Below are 24,355 nucleotides of genomic sequence, written 5' to 3'. Positions count from 1 at the left end.
ACGGCGCCGGGGAGGCCGCGGCCCGGCCGTCATCGGGCGCCGACCGGCGGCAGGGGCCGGCCCGCCGTCGCACGGTCCCCGGAGCTGGACACGGTGACGGGGGCCACCGGCCTCCTTGGTGCGGCGGCCGGGGCGCAGCGGTTGCGGTGCACGGGGCTCCTCCTCGGTCGGGAGGACCGTCCCCCGCGCGGGGCCGCCGGGCCGACGGCCGTCCCGGCCCGTCCCCCGAACGGGAGACCGGATGCCGCCGAATGCCGGGCAGTGAGCCTCCGCCGTGCCTCCGGAAGTCGGCGGGGCGGGACCGGCACACCGGAGACGGACGGCCGGTGACGGCGGGACGACCTGGTGCCGGAGGGCTCGGGCACGGAACGGGTCGGCTCACCGTGTCCGATCCGCACCACTCCCGTACCGCCCGCACTCCCGTACCGCCCGCACCCCCGTACCGCCCGTACCGGCACCGCCCGCACCCGCACCGTCCGCGTACCCGTTCCGGCCTGACGCTTTCCGCCCTGACCCGTCATGTCCGGATCCGGCTGCTCGGCGCCGGGCCGGCGCTGCGTTCGGCACGCGGAAGCGGCGGCACGGTCCAGGACCGTGCCGCCGCACCGGAGTTGCGGGGGTCAGGCGACGCTGACCGCGCTCCAGGCCGCCGCGACCGCGTTGTACTCGGCGCTGCCGGAACCGTACAGGTCCTTGGCCGCGTTCAGGGACGCGGTGCGCGCGCCCTTGTAGTCGGTGGTGGACGTCATGTAGACGGTCAGCGCCCGGTACCAGATCTTGGCGACCTTCTGGTTGCCGATGCCGGTGACGGTGGAGCCGTTGCAGGTCGGGCTGTTGTAGGTGATGCCGTTGATCGTCCGGCTGCCGCTGCCCTCACTGGCGAGGAAGAACCAGTGGTTGCCCACGCCCGAGGAGTTGTGCACGTCCAGCTGGCCGACCTTCCTGCTCCAGCAGTCGGCCGAACGGCCGTCCAGCGAGGGCTTGTCGAAGCGACGCAGCCACGGCGGGGTCGACTGGTCGCTGAACAGGTAGTCGGGGGTGTCGATGCCGTTGTTGGCGTACCACTCGACCATGGTGCCGAAGATGTCGCTGGTCGACTCGTTGAGGCCGCCGGACTCACCGCTGTAGCGGAGGTTGGCGGTCGCGCTGGTGACGCCGTGGGTCATCTCGTGGCCCATGGTGTCGAGGTCGACCTGCTCCGGGTCGGTGGTGCCGTCGCCGTCGCCGGTCATCATGCAGAAGCAGGCGTCGGACCACTGGGCGTTGTCCCACTTGGTGCCGACGTGCACGAAGACGGTGGCGCCCTTGCCGTCGTTCTTGATGCCGTTCCGGCCGAAGGTGTTCTTGTAGTAGTCGTACGTCCAGGCGGTGTTGGCGTGGGCGTCGACGGCGGCGGTGGCCCGGTCGGTGGAGAACTTCCGGCCGTCGCCCCAGATGTTGTCGGCGTCGGTGTAGAGCGTGCCGGAGCCGGCGTTCAGGCTGCTCGCGGAGACGTTGCGGGCGTCCTTGGTGATGGTGCCCCGGGTCGGGTCGATCAGCGCGTACAGGCCGTTGGACTGCAGCGTGGTGTCGATCGTGACGGTGCCGGTGTACTCCGAGCGGCCGGTGCCGGAGGCCTCGTGCTCGGAGTCGAACTGCTCGATCTCGGCGCCGGTGACGGCGTCGGTGACGACGACCCGGCCGGAGGGCTGGCCCTGCTTGCCGAGGCCGCTCACCGTGGTCTGCCAGGCGAGCCGGGCGGTGCCGTCGGCGGCCCAGACGACCAGTCTGGGCTGGGAGGTCGCGGACGAGATGCCGGGTGCGGCGGCCAGCGCCTTCGCGGCGGTGGCCTGTGCGGGGACGCTCGGGACGGTGCTCCGGACGGCGGGGCTGTGGCCCTTGGCCCGGGTCGAGTCCTTGAGCCGGCCGCGGGCGTCCTGGTGCACCACCAGGTCGCCGCCGATCACCGGCAGTCCCTGGTAGGTGCGGTCGAAGCGGACGTGCTGGGTGCCGTCGGGGTCGATCAGGACGTCCTTGACCAGGAGGTCCTGCCCGGCGCCGAAGCCGAACAGCTCGGCGTTGCGGGCGACGTTGGCCCTGGCCTTGGCGATCGCGGTGTCGCGGCCGGGGACGGCGGACGCGGTGGAGACCTGGACGCCTGCGGCGACGAGTGCGGCGGTTGCCGCCAGGGCGCCGGCCGTGAGGGTGCGCCGGCGAGAAGAGGAGGTGGGGCCCACTCTGTACTCCAGTCGGTAGTTGCTGGGTGCCGACTGAGAGCGTGGCCGTGAACAGACAAACACTTCTACGAAACAGTATGGAACTTGACCATTCCGTAGCCGAAGATGTGATGAATTCCGATCGAATCCGATCGAAATGAACAGGTGTCAGGACATGCAGAAGGGGCGCGTGGGATGTCCCACGCGCCCCTGTGTCGGGTGGAGCTAGCTCAGCGTCCGCAGCGCCGCGGCGTCGAAGGGCTTCAGCTCGTCGTGACGGCCCTGAAGGACCTTCAGCGCCCAGTCCGGGTCCTGGAGGAGGGCGCGGCCGACGGCGACCATGTCGAACTCGTCGCGCTCCAGGCGGTCCAGCAGGTCGTCGATGCCCTGCACCGGCGAGCCCTCGCCGGCGAAGCCGCGGATGAAGTCGCCGTCCAGGCCGACCGAGCCGACGGTGATGGTGGGCCGGCCGGTGAGCTTCTTCGTCCAGCCCGCCAGGTTGAGGTCCGAGCCCTCGAACTCCGGCAGCCAGTAGCGGCGGGTGGAGGCGTGGAAGGCGTCGACGCCGGCGGCGGCCAGCGGCGCCAGGATCGCCTCCAGCTCGGCCGGGCTCTCGGCGAGCCGGGCGCTGTACGCCTCCTGCTTCCACTGCGAGTAGCGGAAGATCACCGGGAACTCCGCGGAGACGCGCTCGCGCACCGCGGCCACGATCTCGGCGGCGAACGTCGTCCGGGCCACCGGGTCGCCGCCGTAGGCGTCGGTGCGGCGGTTCGTCCCGGCCCACAGGAACTGGTCGAGCAGGTAGCCGTGGGCGCCGTGCAGTTCGACGCCGTCGAAGCCGATCCGCTCGGCCTCGGCGGCGGCCTCCGCGAAGGCGCCGATGACGTCGTCCAGGTCGGTGCGCGTCATCGCCCGGCCGGTGCCCTCGGTGCCGTCGATGCGCAGGCCCGACGGGCCGACGGCGGGGGCGTCGGCGTAGGGCGGCTCGCCCTGCTTGCGGACCATGCCGATGTGCCACAGCTGGGGCACGATCGTGCCGCCCTCGGCGTGCACGGCCTCGGCGACCTTCGCCCACCCGGCGAGCTGCTCCTCGCCGTGGAAGCGCGGCACGCGGTCGCTCTGCCCGGCGGACTCGTGGCCGACGTAGGTGCCCTCGGTGACGATCAGGCCGACACCGGCGGCGGCCCGCCGGGCGTAGTACGACCGGACGTCCTCACCGGGGACGCCGCCCGGGGAGAACATGCGCGTCATGGGGGCCATGGCGATGCGGTTCGGGACGGTCAGCCCGTTCAGCGCGACGGGACGGGAGAGCAGGTCGGCCGCGCGGGTGGCGGACGATGCGGTGGCGGTCATGGGTGAGTTCCTCGCAGGCACCGGACGACGACGTATGTACGTGCATGTACTGGTGTCTGCCAACCGACGCCACCGCGAGCGCATTCCTCCCGGCCGCCGGGCGCCGGGTGATCCCGGTCACAGGCCCGGCGGTCGTGCCCCGGGGCGGCCGCGCCCGAGCCGCGCTCCGGCCGCGCCCGGGTGGTGCTTCGGATCGCGCCTCAGGCCGCGCAGAGTCCGCGCGGGAGTTCGACGACCTCGGCGCCGGTGCTGTGCAGGAACCCGGCCACCGAGCGGGCCGTGGGCTCGTCCAGGGAGAAGGCCCACGGGCCGGGGACGAGCACGGTGTCCACGTCGCCGGCGGCGGCCAGGGCGAGCAGGCTGCGCAGGCCGTCCCGGGCGAGGCAGGACGAGCCGACCGTGTCGATCAGGACCCGCGGGCAGGCGAGACCGAGCGAGGAGGCGTGGTCCTGGAGGGCGTGCAGCTGGGTGAGCATCTCCCAGCGGTCGTACGGATAGCAGCGCAGGTAGATCGCCGCACGGCTGCGGGCGGGGCTGAGGGTCATCGTCGTCCCTTCGGCAATGGGCTGCCCGCCCTCCGGGCTGCGCGCCGTGTCCCGGGAGGGTCCGGGGGCCGGTGCGGATCCGCGCGGTGGCGGGTGCGGCCGTGTACTGCCGAAGGGGGCGCGGGGGTGGTGCGCGTCGCCCCGCGGGAGGTGGGTCACCGCGGCCGAGATGTCCATCGTGACCCACTGTGTCGGCATTTGTCTAGACCTACTCGGCGGTGTATCCGGGTTCCGGCCCCGCCGCGGGCGCCGGAACCCGTCCAGACCTGCGCGGGTGTCCGCCCGGCGCGGGGCCGGCCCGGCCCGGCGTTCCGGGCCGACGGCGCTACGCAGCGTGTCGCACCGCGGCCTCCTCGCGGCACCGCGCGGCCTCCGGCGGTAGCGTGCCGGGGCGGGCGGCTGCGCCCGCCGGGCCGTACCGACAACGGGGAGACCGGAATGGCGATCCAGCGCATGGACAACGTCCTCGTCGTGGTCGAGGACCTCGACGCCGTGGTGTCGTTCTTCGTCGAACCCGGCATGGAGCTGGAGGGGCGGGGGCCGGTCGAGGGGCGCCGGGTCGAGCGGATCATCGGGCTGGAGGGCGTGCGGCAGGACGTCGCGATGCTGCGGACCCCGGACGGCCACGGCCGGGTGGAGCCGGCGAAGTTCCACGCCCCGGCGGCGGTCCGCGGCGCGGCCGAGGACGCGCCGACGAACACGCTCGGCATCCGCCGCATCATGTTCGCCGTCGACGACGTCGAGGACACCGTGGCCCGTCTGCGCGCCCGGGGCGCCGAACCGGTCGGCGAAGTCGTGCAGTACGAGGACGTCCACCGGCTCTGCTACGTCCGCGGGCCCGAGGGCATCGTGGTCGGACTGGCCGAACAGGTGGGCTGACCCGCCCGCCGCCCCGGTCAGGCGGCGGCCGTCCGGCGCCGGGCCAGCCGGGGGCGCAGGCCGACCAGCAGTGCGGCGACGGCGGCCCAGAGCGCGAGCGTGACCACCGGTCCGGTCAGGTGGGCGCCGCCGAAGTAGCTCAGGTCGCTGATCGCGCGGACGGCGGCGCCCGGCGGCAGCAGTGCCGAGACGGCGCGGGCCGCGGCGGGCAGCAGGTCGGCGCCGATGGTGGCCCCGCTGGTGGCGTTGCCGACGGTGAGCAGCACCAGGGTCGCCACCGGGAGGCCGACCGGGCCGAGGTAGGTGCCGAGCAGCTTGGTGGTGAAGGCCGCCGCCGCGGCCAGCAGGGAGAGCGTGAACACCAGCGGCAGGACGGGGGCGGGCACCGCGCCGAGGACCGGGCCCGCGATGACCGCACCGACCGTGCCGATCGCCGCGGAGGTGCCGAGCAGCAGCCAGTACCGGTGGCGCAGCCGGAGCTGTCCGGCCAGGCCGAGCGCGTTCGAGCCCAGCACGAATCCGGCCAGCGTCACGCCGAAGGCCATGTAGAACCCGGCGACCCCGCGGGCGTCGAAGTGCGCGAGCGGGACGACGTCCACCGTGTCGACCCGGTCGCCCGCACCGTGGGCGTACGCCTCCACGAGTCGCGTCACGGCGGTCGTGGTGGACGCCCCGGCGGCGCCCGCGGTCTGCAGGGCGAGCCGGCCGGGCCCGTCGGCGGAGAGTGCGGCGACCACGTCGCCGTGCTCCACCGCGTGGCGCGCGGCCGCGTCGGCGGCGGCGGGGTGCACCTCGACGCCGTCGCCGAGCGCCCGGCCCACCCGGTCCGGCAGGCCCGGTCCGGAGACGGCGATCGGGACGCGGTGCGGCTGGGGGTCGCGCTGCAGACCGACGTAGGAGGTGATGAAGGCGGCGGCGACGATCAGCGCGATCACGACGGGCTGGAGCCAGGCCCGCAGCGGGGGGCGTCGGGGTGCGGGCGCGGGGGCGGTGTCCATGGCGGGGCTTCCTGGTGGGGCGTCGGTGCGCGGTGCCGGCGGCGGGCCGGGCGGTGCACCATCGATGAATACGAGCATATGCTCCTATTGGGGGAACGGCAAGCGGCCCCGTCGTACGTGCGAGCACATGCTCCTATCCTGGAGGGGAGGCTTGGAGGAGACCATGACACCTGCGCCGGCGAACACCGTCCCCGCGTGCAACAATCTCGCCCTCCGCAAGGCGGCGCGGTACCTCGGGGCCACCTACGACAAGGCCCTCGCCGAGGCCGGCCTGCGGGCCACCCAGTTCAGCATCCTCCAGGTGCTGAACGCGCACGGCGAGACCACGATCACCGGCCTCGCCGAGACCATCGCCATGGACCGGACCACCCTGGCCTCGAACCTCAAACCGCTCGCGCGGGAGGGCCTGGTGACGGTCGAGGCCTCGCCGACCGACCGCCGGGCGCGGATCGCCGCGATCACCGACGACGGCCGGGCCCGGCTCGCCACCGCGGTGCCGCTCTGGCAGGAGGTGCAGGCGAAGTTCGAGGCGGCCTTCGGCGCGGGCGAGGCCGCCGCGCTGCGCACCTCGCTGGACGCCGTCCTCGGCACCGGCTTCGAGCCCTGGGCCGAGTAGCGGACGGCGTCCGCGGGTGTGCGCCCGTGGCGGGGCTTCAGGGCCGGAGAACCGCGCAGGTCGTCGTGCCGTGGGCGTAGACCTTCCCGTCGTGGGTGCCGACCACCCGCGCCTCGGCGGTGGCGGTGGTCCGTCCGACGTGGACGGCGCGCCCCTCGCAGCGCAGCGCCGGGGTGTCGGGCAGCACCGGCCGGACCAGGTGCACGCCCAGCTGGACGGTGGTGTACGCCGTCCCGGCGGGCAGCCGGGTCATCACCGCCGAACCGAGCGCCGAGTCCAGCAGCGTCGCCAGGAAGCCGCCGTGGACCGTCCCCATCGGGTTGAGCAGGTGGTCGCCCGGGTCGCCCTCGAACACGGCGAGGCCCTCGTCGACCTCGGTGAGCCGGAAGCCCAGGGTGCTCATGATCGAGGCGGCCGGCAGCCTGCCGTCGAGGGCGGCCCGGAGGATCTCCAGCCCGGTCATGCCGAGGAGCTCGGGGGTCGCGGCGGGGCGCGGGCGCCAGCTGTGGGTGCGGACGCGGTCGGCCGCGGTGGGTGCGTTGGGTGCGGTGGGCATGTCGTACGTGGTCATGGCTCGACCCTAGGAGCGCCGGAGCCGGCCCGGGAGTGTCGGAACCGGCAGCTCGCGCCCCGAATCCGGCACTCCCTGGCCGCCCCGGCCGGGCCGGTTAGGGTGTCCCGGTGAAAGCAGCCGTGCTCGTCCTGGACGGGGCCTTCGACTCCGGGCTCTCCGGCATCCTCGACGTCCTCCACTCCGCCAACGCCTTGCGCGGACACCTCGACGGGGCACCACCGCCGAGGTTCGACATCCGGACGGTCGGCGTGCGGCGGCGGGTGCGGACCGGGCTCGGCCACCGCGTCGACACCGAGAGCGCCACCGAGGCGGAGGACGCCGACATCCTCGTCGTGCCGGCCCTCATGGAACGCCGGCCGGAGGCGCTCCTCGACCTCGTCGCCTCGCCCGGCCAGCGAGCCGCCCGCCGCGTCCTGGCCGAGGCCAGGGAGCGGCGGACCCCGCTCGCCACCTCCTGCACCGGCACCTTCCTGCTCGCGGAGTCCGGAGTGCTCGACGGCCTGCGGGCGACGACCAGCTGGTGGCTGGCTCCGGTGTTCCGGGAGCGCTACCGCAGGGTGACGGTCGACGAGAGCCGGATGGTCACCACCAGCGACGGAGTCACCACGGCCGGTGCCGCCTTCGGCCACCTCGACCTGGCGCTGGCCGTCGTGCGGACGCACAGCCCCGCACTCGCCGACCTGGTGCGCCGCTACCTCGTGGTCGACGACCGGGCCTCGCAGGCCGTTTACACCATCCCCTCCGAGCTGGCCCGGCACGACCCGCTGGTCTCGGCCTTCGAGCAGTGGGTCCGGGCCCGGATCGGCGAGCCGCTCTCGATCGCCGAAGCCGCCCGCGCCCTGGGCGTCAGCGAACGCACCCTCCAGCGGACGGTGACCCGCACCGTGGGCCGCTCGCCGATCCGGCTGGTGCAGGACCTCCGGGTGGAGCAGGCCGAGCACCTGCTGCGCACCACCTCCCTGCCGCTCGCGGCGGTCGCCCGGCGGGTCGGCTACGAGGGGCCCGGCCCGCTGCGCGCCCTGCTGCGCGACCGCCGCGGCGTCGGAGCCCGGAGCCTGCGGGTCTGACGGGCGCCCACCGCGCCGCCGGCCGTCAGGCGGACTCGGTGGGCAGGCCGGCCGCCACCCAGTCCTGGATGCCCTCGCGGTACTTGCGGACGTCGGTGTAGCCGAGTGCGGTGAGCCGGTCCGCGACCTGCCCGCTGTTCGGGCAGGCCTCGTTGGAGCAGTAGGTGACGACGGCGGCGCCGAGGTCGGGGAGCAGGCCCGGGGCGAGCGCGTCCACCTCGGCGCGCACCAGCGGGACGGCGCCGGGCAGGTGCTGCGCGGCGTAGTACTCGCCGCCGAGCGTGTCGAGGACGGTGACGGTGCCGGCCTCGATCGCGGCCGCCAGTTCGTCCCGGGTGATGAGCGCGGTCATGTCGTACCTCCACGGGGAGTCGGATTCGGACTATAGTCCGGTTATGGCTTCCGACATTAACGGACCGCAGTCCGTTTCTGCAATCCCCCCGCACCCCGGCGACGCGCCCGTCGCCCGCCCGGTGGACCTCGAACTGCTCCGCACCCCGCCGCCGGTCGAGCGCGCCGACGCCGCCCGCAACCGGGCCGCCGTCCTGCAGGCCGCCGCCCGGCTGTTCGCCGAGCACGGCGCGGAAGCCGTCTCCATGGACCAGGTCGCCGCCGCGGCGGGCGTCGGCAAGGGCACGCTCTTCCGCCGCTTCGGCGACCGGTCCGGACTCGCCGCGGCCCTGCTCGACGCCCGCGAGCGCGACCTCCAGGAGGCGATCCTGCGCGGGCCCGCCCCGCTCGGCCCGGGCCCCGGCGACGGCCCCGACCCGGACCCGGCCGACCGGCTCACCGCCTTCACCGACGCCTACCTCGACCACCTGCTGGCCCACCTCGACCTGGTGCGGATGTCCGAGACCGCCGCCCGCGGCGCCCGCTACCGCATCGGCGCCTACCGCTTCTGGCACCGCCACGCCGCGATCCTGCTCGCCGGACGCTCCGAGGACCCGGACCACGACGCCCACGCGCTGCTCGCCCCGCTCGCGGCCGAGCACGTCGCCGCACTGCTGCCCGAACTCGGCGAGCAGCGGATCCGGGCCGGCGCCCGACGGCTCGCCGCCCGGCTGGCCACGCCCCGGCGCGCCTGACCGCCCGGCTGTCGTGGCTTCCCCATGTGGTTGCCCCGGGCTCCCACTGCCGTGGCCGCCGGGGGAGACGACAATGGAACGAGGTCCGGCCGGGCGACCCGGCGCCGTCGTCCGCCGTCGTCACGACCGTCGTCGTCACGACTGGGGGACACCCTCATGGGACAGGCAGCCATCAGCGTCGTCGGCCTCAGCAAGCGGTTCGGTGCGGTGACCGCGCTGGACGGGGTGGACTTCGACGTCCCGGCCGGCAGCATCTTCGGCCTGCTCGGACCGAACGGCGCGGGCAAGACCACCGCCATCCGGATCCTCACCACCATCCTGCGGCCTAGCGGCGGCCGGGCCGTCGTCCTCGGACACGACGTCGTCCGCGAGGCCGCCACCGTCCGCCGGCTGATCGGCCTGGCCGGCCAGTACGCGGCCGTCGACCCCAACCTCACCGGACGCGAGAACCTGCGGCTGATCGGCCGACTCACCCAGCTGCCCCGCGCCCGGGTCCGCCCGCGGGCCGCCGAACTCCTCGACCGGTTCGACCTCGCCGACGTCGGCGACCGCCCCGTGCGCACCTACTCCGGCGGACTGCGCCGCCGCCTCGACATCGCCGCCGCCCTCGTCCCCGAACCGCCCGTGCTCTTCCTCGACGAACCGACCACCGGCCTCGACCCGCACAGCCGCACCGCCCTGTGGGACCTGATCCGCGAACTCGTCCGCGACGGCACCACCGTCCTGCTCACCACCCAGTACCTGGAGGAGGCCGACCGCCTCGCCGGCCGGGTCGTGGTCGTCAACGAGGGCCGGATCATCGCCGACGACACCCCCGCCGCCCTCAAGACCCGACTCGGCAACACCGTCATCGAACTCGGCATGGGCGACGAGACCCGCGCCGCGCAGGCCGCCACCGTCCTCACCGACCGCCTCGGCGAACCGCCCGAACGCGAGGGCGTGCTGCTCCGGCTGGGCTCCCGCGACGGATCCCGGCTGCTGCTCGACGTCCTGCACTCCCTCGACGGCAACCGGCTCGTCCCGCAGACCGTCACCGTCCGCGAGTCCAGCCTCGACGACGTCTTCCTCGCACTGACCGGCCACCGGACCCGGGCCGCCCGGCCCACCGAGGACGGCGCCGACGGCCAGGCGACCACCGGAGGCACCCCGTGACCGCGACCGCCGCCACCACCGCCACCGGCACCGGCCGGCTCGGCACCCGGATCACCGCACCCGTGCGGGACGGCCTCGCGGTGGCCTGGCGCAACCTCGTCGCGCTGCGCCGCGTCCCGCGGCTGCTCGTCTTCTCGACCATCCAGCCGCTGGTCTTCGTCCTGATGTTCCGCTACGTCTTCGGCGGCGTGGTGGCCCCCGCCCTGCCGCCCGGCGTCGGCTACGTCGACTTCCTGATCCCCGGCATCTTCGTGCAGACCGCCGTCTTCGGCTCGATGAACACCGCGATCGGCCTGGCCACCGACATGCAGACCGGCCTCATGGAACGCTTCCGCTCGCTGCCGATGGCCAGATCGGCCGTGCTCTCCGGCCGCACCACGGCCGACCTCGCACGGAACGTGTTCGTGGTGGCGCTGATGACCGCCGTCGGCTTCGCCCTCGGCTTCCGGATCCACGCCGGGGTGGCGGCCTTCCTCGGCGGCGTCCTGCTGGTGCTGGCCTTCGGCTTCGCCATGTCGTGGATCTTCGCGGTGGTCGGCATGGCCGTCGGCGACCCGGAAACCGCGCAGGCCGCCGCCTTCCCGGTGCTCGCACCCCTGGTCTTCGCCTCGTCCGCGTTCGTCCCCGTCAGCACCATGCCCGGCTGGCTGCAGGCCTTCGCCGAGCACCAGCCGGTCTCCAAGACCGCGGAGGCGGTCCGCGTCCTCGTCCTCGGCGGCCCGGCGGGCACCGCCGTCTGGGAGGCCCTCGCCTGGGACGCGGGCATCGTCGCCGTCTTCGCCCCCCTCGGCGTCTGGCTCTACCGGCGGGCCGTCTGACCGGCCGCCGGCCGGGGCCCCGCGAGGGGGGCGGGCGCCCCGGACCGGGTCAGCCCCGCGGCAGCGCGCGCGGCTCGTCGACGACGGCGCGGGCCAGCACGGCCGTCTCGGCGATCACGTCGCCGGCCTTGCCCCGGGGGCCGTTGCGCAGCAGGACCTGGCGCTCGCCGAGGAACTCGCTGGTGCTCCGGTCGAAGATCCACTCCTGCCGGACGCCGTCCGCCGAGGTGAGCCCCACCCCGACGCCGTGCCGGCCGACGGCGTCCACCGAGTCCTGGACCAGCTCCACGCCGGGGATCCTCGCCGCGGCCCGGTAGAGCGCGGCGGTCACCGCGGGCGGGGCGATCTGCTCCCCGAGCAGGTCGCCGATGGTGCCGAAGGGCCGCTGGTCCGTCCACTTCCGGTCGTGCGGCTCGGAGTTGAGCAGCTGGAACATCTCGTCCGGGTCGGTCGGCAGCCCCGCGAGGAACCGGTAGGTCGGCGCATGCAGGTTGGGGGTGGTGTTGGTGTCCAGCGGCAGGGTGCCGTCCGGGTTGGGCCGGCCGGTGTCCGTCGACTTCATGTCGGCCGCGTTGACCAGCGTGCGGTCCAGCAGCAGACCGGGCTTGCGGCCGTCCACCGAGAGCCAGACCTGCCGCTCGTGGAGCGTGCCCGGGACCGGCCCGTCGGGCGTGTAGTCCGGGAACCTGACCAGCGACTTCACGAAGACGAACTGGCCGTCCCTCACCTCCGGGGCCGGCTTGCTCGCCGCCACCGCGGCGATCCGGTCGAGCAACTGGACGCCGGCCGCCGGAGCCGCCGGAGCCGCCGGAGCCGCCGACGCCGGGGCGCCGGAGGACGGGGCGGGCGGGGCGGGCGCCGCCGTGGTCCCCGCCGTGTCGTCGCCGCCGCCGAGCACCAGGGCCAGCGACAGCGACAGCGCGCCCGCCAGGGCGGGCAGGGCGATCCGGGCGAGCCGACGCCGCGGCCGTGCGGGCCCGACGTACTCCGTGCCGATCTCGTTCATCAGATGATTCCTCAACAGCTGGCGGCGGTCGGCGGGAAGCGCCGGTCCGTCGTGCTCCGGGATGCCGTTCATGCGCCCTTCCCCTCCACCGACCGGACCGCAGGGACGCGGTCACCCCGTACCTGTCCGCTGCGCCCGGACGGTTCCGCACCTCTTCGCACCGCCGCCAACTCCTCCTCGGCCAGGCCGCGCAGCCGGGTCCGCGCCCGGGACAGCCGGGACCGGACGGTGCCGACCGGCACCCCGAGCGCCTCGGCCGCCGCCGCGTAGTCGAGGCCCGACCAGACGCAGAGCGCGAACACCTCCCGCTCACCGCGGCGCAGCCCGGCCAGCGCCCGCCGGGTCGCCGCCAGCCGGGCGTCGTCGTCGAGCCGGCCCACCAGCTCGTCGGTGAAGTCCGGCACCGCCTCCCGCTCCGGCAGCCGCGCCATCGCCGCCCGGTGCCGGCGGGCGGCCCGGGCGGTGTTGCGCAGCACGTTGGCGGCGATGCCGAACAGCCACGGCCGTACGCTGCCGCCGTCCTCCAGCAGCTTGCCGCGCAGCCGCCAGGCCTCCAGGAAGGTCAGCGAGACGACGTCCTCGGCGGCGGCCCAGTCCCCGAGCGTCCGCAGGGCGTAGCCGTAGAGGGCGTCGGCATGGTCATCGAAGATCTCCCCGAAGGCGCTCTGGTGCCCGGCGCGCAGCCGGGACCGCAGTGACAGTTCCACACCCCTACCTGTCCGCTTGTCCGGTGCGGTTCCCCGTCGATCTCCGGCCGCCCCGCAAAGCCCTTCCCGACGCCCGGCGTGCCCGGTCGAGCGGCGGCGGTCAGGGCGCGGCCCGCTCCTCCGGCACGACCGCGAAGGCCTCGATCTCGACCAGGAAGTCGGGCCGGGCGAGTGCCGCGACCTGCACCGCGGAACTGGCGGGCGCGTGCTCCGGGTCGAGCACCTCGTCCCAGACCGTGCGGACCGCCGGCAGGTCGGCGATGTCGGCGAGGAAGAACGTCAGCTTGACCACGTCCCGCCAGCCCGCGCCGACGGCGTCGAGGCAGCGCTCCAGGTTGGTGAAGACCTGCCGTACCTGGGCGAGCGGATCGCCCGCGCCGACCAGCTCGCCCTTCTCGTCCAGCGCCACCTGCCCGGCCACCGAGACGAACCGCCCCCGCCCGCTCACCACATGGCTGTACCGGCCGCTCGGCGCGACCCCGGCCGGCTCCATGATCCGGGTGATCTCCGACATGACGTCACTCCCTCCGACGGCCGGGCACCCTGCGCGGCCGTGCACGATCCGTCATCCTCGCGGCCGGGCCCGACCGGCCGACACCGAATATCGCACCGGGTGCGGACCTGCAGCCGGGATCGGGCCGACCCGACGTGCCCGTGTGGGCGGTGAGTCGCCCTACTGCTGGACCTGTCCCCGAGGCCGGGCGCCGGCAGGTGGTGTGGCCGTCGGGGTGGGGCGACGGGTGGTTCCGAGGGCCCGTGCAGCGGTGGTGGCGACCGTGCCGCCGGGGCTCGTCCTGGTGTGGTCGTGGGACGCGAGGCGCTGGAGCACCGGGAGGGCCCGGGCGTCGCCGGTGGCGCCGAGGGCGCGGCAGGCGAGCGCGCGGAGGTCCGGGTCGGGGGCCGTGGCGAGGGTGACGAGGTCGTCCAGTACGGCGGGGCCGAGCGCCGCGACGGCGGAGGCCAGGTGTCCGGCCCTGGGGTCCGGACGTTCCGTCATGGCCCGCCAGAGCACGGCGCGGGCCGGTTCGCCGCCGATCCGGCCGAGCGCCCCGGCGGCGGTGATACGCACCCGCCGCACCTCGTCGTCCAGCCGTGCCGCCAGGCCCGGCACGGCCGCCGGGGCGGCGAGCAGGCCGAGTGCCCGACAGGCGCCCTCGCGGACCGCCCCGTCGGCATGGCCGAGCAGGGCCGTGATCGACGGAACGGCCCGTGCGAGGCCGAGCTCCGCGCAGGCCAGTGCCGACCGCCGCACGCCGCGGTGGCGGGTGTCGGCGACGGCACGCAGCAGGCCCGGTTCGAGGGCCCCGTCGCCGAACAGGGCGATCCGGCCGAGGGCCCTGTCCCAGACCGCGGGGTCGTGCACCCGGTGGTCGGTCGCGACGGCGTGCAGCGCCGCCAGCGCCTGGGCGTCGCCGAGTTCGGCCCACTCCAGCAGGGCGTCGACCGCCCGCAGCCGGGTCGGGCGGTCTCCGCGCAGGTCCGCGGCGTGCGCGGAGACCAGGGAGTCCGGGCCGTCCGGAGGGTGGCCGAGGGCGGTGCGCAGGGTCCCGGCGAGCCGGGGTTCGCGTTCGGCGAGGCACAGGGCCAGCGGGCCTATCCGCTCGCCGGAGTCGGCGTCGTACATGCCGTTCCCGCGCAGATCGGCGGCGACCTTGGCGACCGTCCGGAAGAGCAGGTGGGCGGCGCCGTCGACGGGCAGGGCGTCCAGTTCGCCCGCCATCGCGGCCGTCACGGCGGTGACCGGTAGGCCGGTCGCGCGGAGCACGCCCTCGGCCCAGGCCGCCGGGTCGTCCTGTCGCCGGTACAGCTGACGTCCCCACAGGTTGCGGAGGGCGGCGGCGCGGGAGTCGGTCATCGGGTGATCGTGGCAGAACGGGCCGGTGCCGCCAAGGAGTTTTCGGCGGCCGGAGGGCGGTCGGACGGATCTCTTCCGGTTCGCCTGCAACCTGATGGGTGGTCAGGAGCGTTGTCCATGCAGGGACGGTCGAACGGGTGACCGGTCCGCGGGCGCGGCCGCCGAGGCCGGCCCGCTCGTACCGCAGCCGGCCGCCCCGGCTGCCCCCCGAGGAACGAGGACGAGGATGAGAACCTCACGCGGCCTGGCCGGCCTGCTCGCGGTCGGCGTGGCCGGCGCCGTCACCGTGGCGCTGCTGCCGGGCTCCGACGGCGACCGGGAGTCCGCGGGCGCCGTCCCGGCCGCCGCGGCGGGCAGCGCGACGGCCACGGCGGCGCCGACCCGGACGCCCGTGCCGTCGCCCTCGCCGACCTGGGACGGCGTCGTCCGGTCGATCGGCGACGGCTCCACCTCCGACACCGGGCCGCAGCCGAACCGGCCGCCGGCCGAGAAGCTCAAACCCGGTGAGAAACCGCCGCAGTTCGTGGTCTTCTCCTGGGACGGCGCGCTGGAGAACGAGGACCACCTGTTCTCGCACTTCCGCAAGGTCGCGCAGGAGAACGACGCCCACATGACGTTCTTCCTCAGCGGCATCTACCTGGTGCCCAACTCCAAGCGGTCGCTGTACCACCCGCCGCAGCACGCGGTCGGCAAGGCGGACATCTCCTTCCCCACCGACACCCACCTGCGGGCGACGCTCGAACAGGTGCGGCAGGCCTGGGTCGACGGGAACGAGATCGGCACGCACTTCAACGGCCACTTCTGCGGCCCCAAGGGCGGCGGCGACTGGAGCGTCGCGGAGTGGCAGAGCGAGCTGGACCAGGCCCGCTCCTTCGTCACCGACTGGAAGACCAACACCGGGATGAAGGACGTCCCGGCGCTGCCGTTCGACTACACCCGGGAGCTGGTCGGCGGCCGCGCCCCCTGCCTGGAGGGCCAGAAGAACCTGCTCGCCGCGGAGAAGGCCTCCGGGTTCCGGTACGACGCCAGCTCGCCGGGCGAGTTCCAGGTCTGGCCGGCCAAGAAGGACGGCATCTGGAACTTCCCGCTGCAGATGGTCCCCTACCCGGGCAAGCCCACCCAGGTCCTGTCGATGGACTTCAACTTCCTCGCCAACCAGTCCGGGGAGAGCACCAACGGAGATCCGAAGAAGTACCAGGCCTGGGAGCGGGAGACCCGCGACGGCTACCTCAACGGCTTCGAGCGGGTCTACAACGGCAGCCGCGCACCGCTGTTCATCGGCAACCACTTCGAGACCTGGAACGGCGGCATCTACATGCAGGCCATCGAGGACGTGGTGAAGGGCGTCTGCAAGCGCGAGGGCGTGCGCTGCGTCTCCTTCAAGGAACTCGCCGACTGGCTCGACGCGCAGGACCCGAAGGTGCTGGAGCGGCTGCGCGGCCTCGACCCGGCCCAGCCCGCCGACTGGTCCGCCCTGGTCAAGTAGCCGCCCCTCCGGGACCGGGCGCCGCCCGGTCCCGGAGGGCGGACGGCCTACCGGCCGGTCCGGGCGGTGACCTGTTGCGCGTAGGCCGTCCAGATCCGGGTCGGGTAGGTGGAGACCGGGTCGGTGGTGGGCGAGCCGCCGAGGCCGTCCAGCGGGAGGAGCTGCATGCTCGTCGCGTCCATCCGGAACACCGTGACGGCGGTGGCGACCTGCCCCTGGTAGCCGACGAACCAGCCGGCGGTGCGGTCCTCGGTCGTCCCGGTCTTGCCCGCCGTCCCGGGGCCCGCCGCGGCGGCCTCACGGGCGCTGCCGGAGCGGACGGCGTCCCGCAGCGACTCGTCGACCCGGTCCGCGACCTGCTCCGGCAGCGCCCGGAAGGGGGCCGGCCGGATCAGCACGACCGGCGTGCCGTTGCGGGTCACCGACACCACCGAGTACGGGTCGGTGTGCATCCCGCCGGCCGCGAACGTGCCGTACGCCGAGGCCGTCCGGATCGCGCTGGGACGGGAGTTGCCCACCGAGAAGGACGGCACCAGGTCGCCGAGGGTGTCCGGGAGCAGTCCGAGCCCGGCCGCGGTCGTACGGACCCGGTCCAGGCCGACGTCCATGCCGAGCTGCATCATCGGGCCGTTCACCGACTGCGCGACCGCGTCGCGCAGGCTGATGCTGCCCCAGTTCTTGTGGCCGTCGTTGGCGGTCTTCGCCATCTTGCCGTCCCGCCCCCAGTACGGGCCCTCCGGCGTCATCACCGGGATCCCGTCGCCGCCGTCGTAGCGGGTGGCCGGGGCGACCGGGCTCCGGCCGCCCTCCCGGCCCTTGCGGACGCCCTGGTCGAGGGCGGCCGCGTAGACGATCGGGGTGAAGGCCGTGCCGACCGGGACGTTGGAGGTGTTGGCGTTGTCGAAGCCCTGCTTCAGGTAGTCGGGCCCGCCGTACAGGGCGAGGATCCGCCCGTCCGCGGAGACCGAGGCGGCGCCGATCCGTGCGTGCCGGTCGGCCTCACGGGCCGGGTCCAGCCGGGGGCCGGCGCTCTGCACGGCGGCGGTGAGATCGGCCGTGCGCTGCCGGTCGAAGGTGGTGCGGATCTGGTAGCCGCCCAGGTCGAGCAGGGCGGGCGTGATCGCCGAATGGGAGACCAGGTAGCTCTCGGCCAGGTCCACCAGGTACCCGGTCTGGCCGCCGAGGCCCCGGGCGACCGGCGGTGCCAGCGGTCGGGGGAAGTCGGTGTAGCGGGCGCGTTCGGCGGCCGGGAGCTTCCCGGTCTCCACCATCCGGTCCAGGACCCACGACCACCGCTCGACCGCCCGCTGGTAGTTGTCCTTGCTCAGCGACGGGTCGTACAGCGAGGCGCCCTTGAGCAGCGAGGCGAGGAAGGCCGCCTCGCTCGGGTTCAGCGCCGACACGTCCTTGCCGTAGTACGCGGCGGCGGCCCGCTGGATGCCGTAGCTGCCCCGGCCGAACCAGCTGGTGTTGAGGTAGCCGGCGAGGATCTCGTCCTTGCTCAGCCGCTGGTCCAGCTTGACCGCGATCACGATCTCGCTGGCCTTGCGCGAGAGGTCGCGCTCCTGGGTCAGGTAGATGTTCTTGACGTACTGCTGGGTGATCGTCGAGCCGCCCTGGGTGTCGCCGCCGGTCACCATCGTCCAGACGGCCCGGGTGATGCCGGTGGGGGAGACGCCCGCGTCCGAGTAGAAGGTCGCGTTCTCCGCCGCGAGCACCGCCGAGCGGACGGACTCCGGCACCTTCTCCAGCGGCACCTCCTGCCGGTTCACCCAGCCGGTGCGGGCCATCTCGGTGCCGTCCGACCAGTAGAAGACGTTGTTCTGCTGGGTGGCGAAGGAGTTGAGGTCGTCCGGGACGTGCGTGGTCGCGAACAGCCAGACGACCGTGCCGACCAGCGCCGCCACCCCGGTCAGCAGGACGGCCAGCAGCTGCCGCCAGGACGGCAGCCACCGCCGCAGGCCCCGCAGCCCGGGCCGCGGGTAGGCCGGCCGCATCCGCCGGAGCACCCGGCGGACCCGTCCCGTCCGCGCTCCGGCCCGCCGCCGGCGCCTCCCCGATCCTGCAGTACCGCTCCGGCGCCGTCCTGGGACACGCACACTCAGCTCCGATCCGTCGACGACAACGTCACCCCCCGCCCTATAGACGCGCGATGCACCCCGTCCCGGCCTTGTGATCTTCGCCATGCCGCACTGCGGGGGTGTCGACTTGACGGATGCTCAGCCGCCGTGGTCCGCCGCCCGCACCACGTGGAAGCCGTGCATCCCGACGCGCCGGCCGTCCACCACCGGCTCGACGTCCTCGCCCGCGTCGATGCAGCCCTCGGCCCGGAAGCCGAAGAACTCCGGCAGCGCCCGCTCGCCTGGCACGAGCGGACGGAACGGCAACGGGTACGGTGCCCCGCCGTCGAGCGGCGGGCCGGGCTCCCCCGGGTGCCGGCCCTGGGGGTGGTGTCGGTGGTGGACGGGAGAGCCCGGGCGGACACCGGGCCGAGGGAGAGGGACGCCGTGACGGAACTGCCGGAGATCGCCGGACGTGAGGACTCCGCCGCACTGATCGTCAGGACCGACCACACCGACCCGGCTGCGTGGCGTGCGGTGGTGGCCGCGGCGAGCCGGGCCGGGGCCTGCACGGCGAGTACGAGGCCGAGGTCCACCTGGTCGACGACCCGGTGTGGGCCGGGGCGACGCCGGAGGCGGTCCGCGCCGCGGCGGGCCGGGACACCGACCTCGGGGTGGTGTTCCTCGCCGACCGGACCACGATGGAGTCGGCCCGCCTCGCCCTGCTCGCCCTCGACACCGGCGACGAGGAGGATCCCGCCGACGACCCGCCGGCCCGTGGGTTCCGCGCGTCCCCGGCCGCCGTGCACGAGGTGCACGTCAACCTGATGATCGCGAACCTCGACTTCGCGGACTTCACCGAGGCGGCGACGGAGGACCCGGAGGGCATCCTCGAACACCTCTGACCTCCGGCGGCACCGGGCGGGAAATTCGCACCCATCCGCACCACCGGCCGAGCCGAATACCGGTTGTGAGCAACGACCATGACCCCCGGACAGACCGCCGCAGGGCGAGGCTCGGACGGGCGTGCGCCGCCGGTGCGGTGGGCCTGGTGGCCGCCGGGCCGGCACTGGCGGCGGGCGAACTCACCGCGGCGTTCACCGGCCCCGGCGGCTCCCCGGTCCTCGCCGTCGGCTCGGCCGCGATCGACCTCGCCCCGACCTGGCTCAAGGAGTACGCGATCCGCTCCTTCGGCACCCACGACAAGGCCGCCCTGCTCGCCGGCATCTACACGGTGGCGGCCCTGCTCGCCGTCCTCTCCGGGCTGGTCTCCCGGCGGCGCCCCGGCCTCGGCACGGCCGTCGTCGCCCTGTTCGGCGCCCTCGGCGTCTGGGCGGCCGCCTCGCGCCCCACCGCCCGGGCCGCGGACGCGCTGCCCTCCGTCGCCGCGGGCCTCGCCGACGCCACCGCCCTCTGGTTCCTCTCCCGTTCGCTGCGCAACGCCACCGCGAGCGCCCCGGCCCGGCCCGCCGACCCACCGGGCTCCCCGGACCCCGCCACGACCGGCCCCCGCCGGCGGACCGTCCTGGTCGCCACCGGCGCCACGGCCGGCGTGGCCGCCCTCGGCGCCGCCGGGGGTCGCCACCTCGCCGACAGCCGCAACGACGTCGGCGCCGCCCGCGCCGCCGTCCGACTGCCAGCACCCGCCGTCCCCGCCCGGCCCCTGCCCGCCGGCGTCCATCCGGCCGTGCCCGGCCTCACCGCCTTCGTCACGCCGACCGCTGACCTCTACCGCGTCGACACCGCCCTCACCCTGCCCGCGATCGACCCGCGGGACTGGTCGCTGCGGATCCACGGCCTGGTCGACCACCCCGTCGTCCTCGGCTTCGACGATCTGCTGCGCCAGCCACTGGAAGAGCTCGACCTCACGCTGACCTGCGTCTCCAACGAGGTCGGCGGCCGGTACGCGGGCACCGCCCGGTGGCTCGGCGCGCCGCTGCCCGCGCTGCTGCGCCGGGCCGGGATCCGGCCCGGGGCCGACCAGTTGGTCGGGCGTTCCCGGGACGGCATGACGATCGGCACGCCGCTGGAGTCGGTCCTGGACGGCCGCCGGGCGCTGTTGGCCGTGGCGGTGAACGGGGAGGCGCTGCCGGTCGCGCACGGCTTCCCCTGTCGGTCCCTGGTGCCGGGCTTCTACGGCTACACCTCCGCCACCAAGTGGCTGGTCGAGCTGGAGGTCACCCGCTTCGCCGCCTTCGACCCGTACTGGGTGCGGCGGGGCTGGGACCGCACCGGTGAGGTGCGGACCGCCTCACGGATCGAGGTGCCCGCGCCGTTCGCCCGCGTCCCGGCCGGCGACGTCGACCTCGCAGGGACGGCCTGGGCCACCCACCGCGGCGTCGCCGCCGTGGAGGTCCGCGTCGACGGCGGGCCGTGGCAGCAGGCCGGGCTCGCCGCCGACGGCGGCCCGGACCTGTGGCGCCAGTGGTCGCACAGCTGGCGCGGCGCCACCCCCGGAACCCACCGCATCGAGGTCCGCGCCACCGACGCGGCCGGCCGGACCCAGCCCGAAACCCGCACGCCCCCGTTCCCGTCCGGTTCGACGGGTTGGCACAGCACGGTCGTCACCGTCGTCTGAGAACCCAGGAGGATCCCGTGTCCCGTCTCTCCCGCTCCAAGTCCTTCGCCGTCCTGCTCGCCGCCGGCGCCCTCGCCCTCGGCCCGGTCGCCTGCAGCAGCAGCGGCACCGACTCCTACGGCGGTGCGGACGCCCCCGCCACCGCCATGCAGACCCCGGCGGGCCAGTCCCCGGCCGGACAGGCCCCGGCCGCGGAGGCCGCGCCGGCGGCCGGGCAGCCGTTCGGTGCCGGGTGTGCTGCCGTGCCGTCCCAGGGCGCCGGATCGTTCGCCGGGATGGCCCAGGACCCGGTCGCCACCGCCGCGTCCAACAATCCGGCACTGTCCACCCTGGTGGCGGCCGTGACCAAGGCCGGGCTGGTCGACACGCTCAACTCGGCGCAGAACGTCACCGTGTTCGCGCCCACCAACGACGCGTTCGCGAAGATCCCGAAGGCGACGCTGGACGCCGTCCTCGCCGACAAGGCCAAGCTCACCAAGATCCTCACCTACCACGTGGTGCCGGAGCGCCTCGCCCCCGCCGCCCTGCCCGGCGAGCACAAGACCCTGGAGGGCGGCGCCGTCACGGTCACCGGCTCCGGCGAGGACTTCACCGTCAACGGCAACGCCAAGGTCGTCTGCGGCAACGTCCGGACGGCCAACGCCACGGTCTACATCGTCGACACCGTCCTGATGCCGGCCTCCTGACCGGCGGCGCGTCCGATCGGCGGCCCGTGCGTCAGCGGCCGGCCGCCGATCGGGCCCGCCCCTCAGCGGGGCGGAGCGAACGGGGCGAAGCCGTGCGGCGCGGTGGGGAAGGCGTCCGTGAGGACGTCGGAACGGATCCGGCCGGTGAGGGCGGCGACGAGGAAGCCGGCGAACGGCAGGTCGTAGTGCTCCCACCGGGCTTCGCGGGCCGCGTTCACCATGACCGTCCATGCGTCGGGGTGCCGGCCGGGGCGGACGAGCCAGTACAGGAACTCGCCGTTGTCCGTCGACGCCCAGGGGATCAACCGGGCGCCCGGCTCGCGGAGTTCGGCGGGCGGCTCCTCCGAGCTCCCCCAGAGATACTCGAAGGCCTCGGCCCGTTCCTCGGCCGCGTCGACGAGGTCGTGGTACGGGTTGGGGGAGTCAGGCTCCAGGACGTACAGGTAGCCGTCGACGTGCCCGCCGCCGACGCGTTCGACGAACTCTCGGTAGTCACCGGGGAGTCCGGACCCCAGCGCGGCCTCGACCGCCGTCCAGGCCTTGGCGCGGCTGCGGTGGGGCCCGGGGAGCAGCCGGACGAGCTGCTCGACCGCACCGCGCGCGACGGCGTCCCCTGTCGTGTCGTTCACCGCGTGGCGGCCGGTTCGGTGGCGGACCCGGCGGCGAGCAGCGTCCGGGCCAGGGCGCGGAGTTCTTCGTCGGGGTGGCCCGTGGCGGAGAGTCCGGAGTCGGTGAGCAGGCGGAGCGGGGAGAAGGCGAGACCGCGGAGGGTCGGGCGGAGCTCCTCGGGGGTGCGGCCGACGGCGGCGAGGGCGCGCAGGGCCGCCAGGCCGACGGGGCTGGGGCCGGCCAGGCCCGCGAAGACGGGGACGGCGCGGTCCGGGGAGCCGGTGATCCGGTGGTGGGCCTCGGCGGCCGCGAGCCGCGTCCAGTCGCCGCCGTCCAGCAGCCGTTCGACGACCGGCAGCAGCGGAGCGGCGGCGGCGCCCAGTGACTGCAGGTGGGCCAGGTACCAGGAGGTCTGACCGCCGCCCGAGAGCAGTCGCTCGAAGGTGCGCAGCGCCGGGCCGGCCTCGCCGGTGAGCCGGTGGTGGGCGGCGGCCGCCGCGCCGCTCAACGCGGAGTCGGTGCTCAGCGCGGCCTCCTGCAGCAGGTCGGTGACCTCCTCGGTCCGCTCGCCGAGGAGCCCGAGCAGACGCGCGGCGACGATCGCGGCGCGGCCCGTCCGCAGGCAGTCGGTGAGTTCGGGCCGGGCCTGCCGGGCGGCCGGGCCGAACCGCTCCAGGGCGCCGACGAGGGCGATGGCCGCGTTGCCGTCGGCGCCGGCGGCCAGCGCGCGGCGGATCGCGGGCACCAGCCGGTCGGCGGCGTCGGGGAAGGACCGGGCCGCCGCCGAGAGCAGCGTGCTGCCGGGGCGGCCCGGCACCGGGTCCGTTGCCCGGTCCGGCCCGTGGTCCGGCGCCCGGTCCGGCGCCTCGTCCAGCAGCAGGTCCAGCGCCCGCGGGTCGCGGGCGTGCACCAGCGCGAGGAGGGCCGCCCCGGCGCTCGGGTCGTCGGCGACCGCGTACCGGTGCAGGGTGTCGCGGAGTTCGGCGCCCGGCTCCGGCAGGTGCCTGATCCAGTCGGCGAGGACGTGGAGCCGGGCGCTGCGGGTCTGCGGGTCCGGCTGGTGGGGCAGGGCGGCGAGCAGCAGGTCCACCACCTCGGGCTCGCGGTCGCGCCAGGCCTCGGCGACGTCCCGGGCCAGCCAGGAGCCGCACGAGCCGAGGTCGCCGGCGGCGATCCAGCGGGCGGCCACGGCGAGGGCGGCGTCCGCGTCCCGGACGAGCAGCGCGGCCAGGCGGTCGCCGCGGACGGTGCCGTCGGCCCACGGGAGGTCGTCCTCCCGCAGGCCGGGTTCGGCGCCGTCCGTGGCGACCACCGCCACGAGCTCGGGCCGGTACGGCGGCCCGGACCGCTCGGCCTCCAGGACGGCGACCGCCAGCCTGACCTCCCGCAGCGGGTGGTCGAGCGCCCCCGTCTCCCGGCCGAACAGGGCCAGCACGGTCGCCGCGTCCGCCCGGACCGCCGGCACCGGATCGGCCGCGTACAGGCCCTCGACCAGCGTCGGAGCGGCGGAACCGGCGGGGAGCAGGTCGGCCACGGCCGCGACCACCCGGAGCGCGGCCCGCCGGACGGACGGCTCGGCGTCCCCCAGGCAGGGCAGCAGGTCCGGCAGGACGCGGCAGAGCTCGGTGCAGACGGCGGCCACCTCGGTGCCGAGCCGGGGCGGCGAGCCGACGGCCGCCGGGTCGTGGTCGGCCATCACGGCGAGCAGCATCAGCAGGTCGGTGCGGTGGCCCGGGGCGTACCGGACGGCGTGCGCCAGGAAGGGGACGGCCGGGCCGGAGGCCTCGTAGACCGTGCCCTGGTGGTGGATGCTCCCGAAGAGTTCGTGGACCGCCTCGGAGGCGGCCTCCTCGTCGTCCCCGTAGAGCGCGCGGATCAGCTCGGGCACGTCCTCGGCGGGACCGTAGGCGTGGTCGAGGGCGTCCCACTGGACGCCGTCCAGCTCGTCCGGAGATCTCATGGTGCGCGTTCCCGTGGTGCTCGGTCGATCAGGTGCCGCCGACCCTACCCACCGCCGCCGACAGCGGGGCGGGGGGCGCCGTGGGACGGTACCGCACCCGGTGGCCGCGTGCGGCGGGTGCCGGCC

The 24,355-nt window shown here is 75.0% G+C and carries 24 protein-coding genes; 10 read left to right on the top strand and 14 right to left on the bottom strand.

From position 1 onward, the window contains the following. Nucleotides 1–620: 620 nt before the first annotated feature. The 3 genes from AB0O09_RS23275 to AB0O09_RS23265 all read right to left on the bottom strand — a co-directional run bounded on the left by AB0O09_RS23275 (nt 621) and on the right by AB0O09_RS23265 (nt 4,093). On the bottom strand, nt 621–2,216 hold the full coding sequence (locus AB0O09_RS23275; protein WP_363544030.1) for a M4 family metallopeptidase: 1,596 nt from the start codon (nt 2,214–2,216) through the stop codon (nt 621–623). Nucleotides 2,217–2,420: 204 nt separating this feature from the next. Continuing rightward, nucleotides 2,421–3,548: an NADH:flavin oxidoreductase gene (locus AB0O09_RS23270; protein ID WP_363544028.1), complete on the bottom strand. Its 1,128-nt coding sequence runs from the start codon at nt 3,546–3,548 to the stop codon at nt 2,421–2,423. A gap of 200 nt (nt 3,549–3,748) precedes the next feature. Beyond that, nucleotides 3,749–4,093: a hypothetical protein gene (locus AB0O09_RS23265; RefSeq protein ID WP_363544026.1), complete on the bottom strand. Its 345-nt coding sequence runs from the start codon at nt 4,091–4,093 to the stop codon at nt 3,749–3,751. Between the two features lie 438 nt (nt 4,094–4,531). Between AB0O09_RS23265 and AB0O09_RS23260 the strand changes: the two genes are divergently transcribed. Next, nucleotides 4,532–4,972 carry a VOC family protein gene (locus AB0O09_RS23260; protein ID WP_363544023.1) on the top strand — a complete coding sequence of 147 codons (441 nt, stop codon included), beginning with the start codon at nt 4,532–4,534 and terminating at the stop codon, nt 4,970–4,972. 17 nt (nt 4,973–4,989) lie between these two features. Here the strand turns inward: AB0O09_RS23260 and AB0O09_RS23255 are convergent, their stop codons facing one another. Beyond that, complete coding sequence (locus AB0O09_RS23255; protein ID WP_363544020.1) at nt 4,990–5,970, bottom strand: hypothetical protein; 981 nt, start codon at nt 5,968–5,970, stop codon at nt 4,990–4,992. Between the two features lie 163 nt (nt 5,971–6,133). Here AB0O09_RS23255 and AB0O09_RS23250 point away from each other — a divergent pair, with 163 nt between their 5' ends. Next, nucleotides 6,134–6,586 carry a MarR family winged helix-turn-helix transcriptional regulator gene (locus AB0O09_RS23250; RefSeq protein WP_363544017.1) on the top strand — a complete coding sequence of 151 codons (453 nt, stop codon included), beginning with the start codon at nt 6,134–6,136 and terminating at the stop codon, nt 6,584–6,586. 37 nt (nt 6,587–6,623) lie between these two features. On the opposite strand, the gene AB0O09_RS23245 is transcribed toward AB0O09_RS23250, so the two are convergent. Then, nucleotides 6,624–7,157 (bottom strand): PaaI family thioesterase, encoded by a 534-nt coding sequence (locus AB0O09_RS23245; protein ID WP_363544016.1) that lies wholly within the window; start codon nt 7,155–7,157, stop codon nt 6,624–6,626. A 110-nt stretch (nt 7,158–7,267) separates the two neighbouring features. On the opposite strand from AB0O09_RS23245, the gene AB0O09_RS23240 reads away from it, so the two are divergent. After that, complete coding sequence (locus AB0O09_RS23240; RefSeq protein WP_363544013.1) at nt 7,268–8,227, top strand: helix-turn-helix domain-containing protein; 960 nt, start codon at nt 7,268–7,270, stop codon at nt 8,225–8,227. 25 nt (nt 8,228–8,252) lie between these two features. Here AB0O09_RS23240 and AB0O09_RS23235 read toward each other — a convergent pair whose 3' ends face one another. Continuing rightward, the gene (locus AB0O09_RS23235) at nt 8,253–8,579 is read right to left on the bottom strand and encodes a rhodanese-like domain-containing protein (RefSeq protein WP_359989288.1); all 327 of its coding nucleotides are present in this window, start codon (nt 8,577–8,579) and stop codon (nt 8,253–8,255) included. 43 nt (nt 8,580–8,622) lie between these two features. On the opposite strand from AB0O09_RS23235, the gene AB0O09_RS23230 reads away from it, so the two are divergent. From AB0O09_RS23230 to AB0O09_RS23220, 3 genes are all read left to right on the top strand, one after another. Beyond that, nucleotides 8,623–9,312 (top strand): helix-turn-helix domain-containing protein, encoded by a 690-nt coding sequence (locus tag AB0O09_RS23230; protein ID WP_363544010.1) that lies wholly within the window; start codon nt 8,623–8,625, stop codon nt 9,310–9,312. Nucleotides 9,313–9,468: 156 nt separating this feature from the next. Further along, a complete protein-coding gene (locus AB0O09_RS23225; protein ID WP_363544008.1) occupies nt 9,469–10,464 on the top strand; it encodes an ATP-binding cassette domain-containing protein in 996 nt (331 codons plus the stop codon). Next, nucleotides 10,461–11,282, top strand: a complete 822-nt coding sequence (locus AB0O09_RS23220; protein WP_363544006.1) for an ABC transporter permease — start codon at nt 10,461–10,463, stop codon at nt 11,280–11,282. Before AB0O09_RS23225 ends, AB0O09_RS23220 begins: the two co-directional genes overlap by 4 nt. A 49-nt stretch (nt 11,283–11,331) precedes the next feature. Here the strand turns inward: AB0O09_RS23220 and AB0O09_RS23215 are convergent, their stop codons facing one another. From AB0O09_RS23215 to AB0O09_RS23200, 4 genes are all read right to left on the bottom strand, one after another. Further along, the gene (locus tag AB0O09_RS23215) at nt 11,332–12,360 is read right to left on the bottom strand and encodes a CU044_5270 family protein (protein ID WP_363544004.1); all 1,029 of its coding nucleotides are present in this window, start codon (nt 12,358–12,360) and stop codon (nt 11,332–11,334) included. Further along, nucleotides 12,357–12,995, bottom strand: coding sequence for an RNA polymerase sigma factor (locus tag AB0O09_RS23210; protein WP_344625752.1), 639 nt, complete (start codon nt 12,993–12,995; stop codon nt 12,357–12,359). The genes AB0O09_RS23215 and AB0O09_RS23210 overlap by 4 nt, the downstream gene beginning before the upstream one ends. A 100-nt stretch (nt 12,996–13,095) precedes the next feature. Beyond that, nucleotides 13,096–13,509: a RidA family protein gene (locus tag AB0O09_RS23205; RefSeq protein WP_363544002.1), complete on the bottom strand. Its 414-nt coding sequence runs from the start codon at nt 13,507–13,509 to the stop codon at nt 13,096–13,098. Between the two features lie 159 nt (nt 13,510–13,668). Beyond that, nucleotides 13,669–14,850, bottom strand: a complete 1,182-nt coding sequence (locus AB0O09_RS23200; protein WP_363544000.1) for a HEAT repeat domain-containing protein — start codon at nt 14,848–14,850, stop codon at nt 13,669–13,671. 226 nt (nt 14,851–15,076) lie between these two features. On the opposite strand from AB0O09_RS23200, the gene AB0O09_RS23195 reads away from it, so the two are divergent. Then, nucleotides 15,077–16,336, top strand: a complete 1,260-nt coding sequence (locus tag AB0O09_RS23195) for a hypothetical protein (protein ID WP_363543999.1) — start codon at nt 15,077–15,079, stop codon at nt 16,334–16,336. 47 nt (nt 16,337–16,383) lie between these two features. On the opposite strand, the gene AB0O09_RS23190 is transcribed toward AB0O09_RS23195, so the two are convergent. After that, nucleotides 16,384–18,333 carry a transglycosylase domain-containing protein gene (locus AB0O09_RS23190; protein ID WP_363543996.1) on the bottom strand — a complete coding sequence of 650 codons (1,950 nt, stop codon included), beginning with the start codon at nt 18,331–18,333 and terminating at the stop codon, nt 16,384–16,386. Nucleotides 18,334–18,555: 222 nt separating this feature from the next. Continuing rightward, a complete protein-coding gene (locus AB0O09_RS23185; protein WP_363543993.1) occupies nt 18,556–18,705 on the bottom strand; it encodes a hypothetical protein in 150 nt (49 codons plus the stop codon). Nucleotides 18,706–18,923: 218 nt separating this feature from the next. On the opposite strand from AB0O09_RS23185, the gene AB0O09_RS23180 reads away from it, so the two are divergent. The 3 genes from AB0O09_RS23180 to AB0O09_RS23170 all read left to right on the top strand — a co-directional run bounded on the left by AB0O09_RS23180 (nt 18,924) and on the right by AB0O09_RS23170 (nt 21,660). Then, the gene (locus tag AB0O09_RS23180; RefSeq protein ID WP_363543991.1) at nt 18,924–19,301 is read left to right on the top strand and encodes a hypothetical protein; all 378 of its coding nucleotides are present in this window, start codon (nt 18,924–18,926) and stop codon (nt 19,299–19,301) included. Between the two features lie 65 nt (nt 19,302–19,366). Continuing rightward, nucleotides 19,367–20,974: a molybdopterin-dependent oxidoreductase gene (locus AB0O09_RS23175; protein ID WP_363543989.1), complete on the top strand. Its 1,608-nt coding sequence runs from the start codon at nt 19,367–19,369 to the stop codon at nt 20,972–20,974. Between the two features lie 17 nt (nt 20,975–20,991). Beyond that, nucleotides 20,992–21,660, top strand: a complete 669-nt coding sequence (locus AB0O09_RS23170) for a fasciclin domain-containing protein (protein ID WP_363543986.1) — start codon at nt 20,992–20,994, stop codon at nt 21,658–21,660. Between the two features lie 62 nt (nt 21,661–21,722). Here AB0O09_RS23170 and AB0O09_RS23165 read toward each other — a convergent pair whose 3' ends face one another. Next, nucleotides 21,723–22,289, bottom strand: coding sequence for an SMI1/KNR4 family protein (locus AB0O09_RS23165; RefSeq protein WP_363543984.1), 567 nt, complete (start codon nt 22,287–22,289; stop codon nt 21,723–21,725). Next, a complete protein-coding gene (locus tag AB0O09_RS23160) occupies nt 22,286–24,229 on the bottom strand; it encodes a hypothetical protein (RefSeq protein ID WP_363543983.1) in 1,944 nt (647 codons plus the stop codon). The genes AB0O09_RS23165 and AB0O09_RS23160 overlap by 4 nt, the downstream gene beginning before the upstream one ends. Between the last annotated feature and the right edge of the window lie 126 nt (nt 24,230–24,355).

The organism is Kitasatospora sp. NPDC093679, assembly GCF_040683455.1.
GTDB classification, from domain to species: Bacteria; Actinomycetota; Actinomycetes; order Streptomycetales; family Streptomycetaceae; genus Kitasatospora; species Kitasatospora arboriphila.
This window is presented reverse-complemented; position numbering and strand designations above follow the sequence as displayed.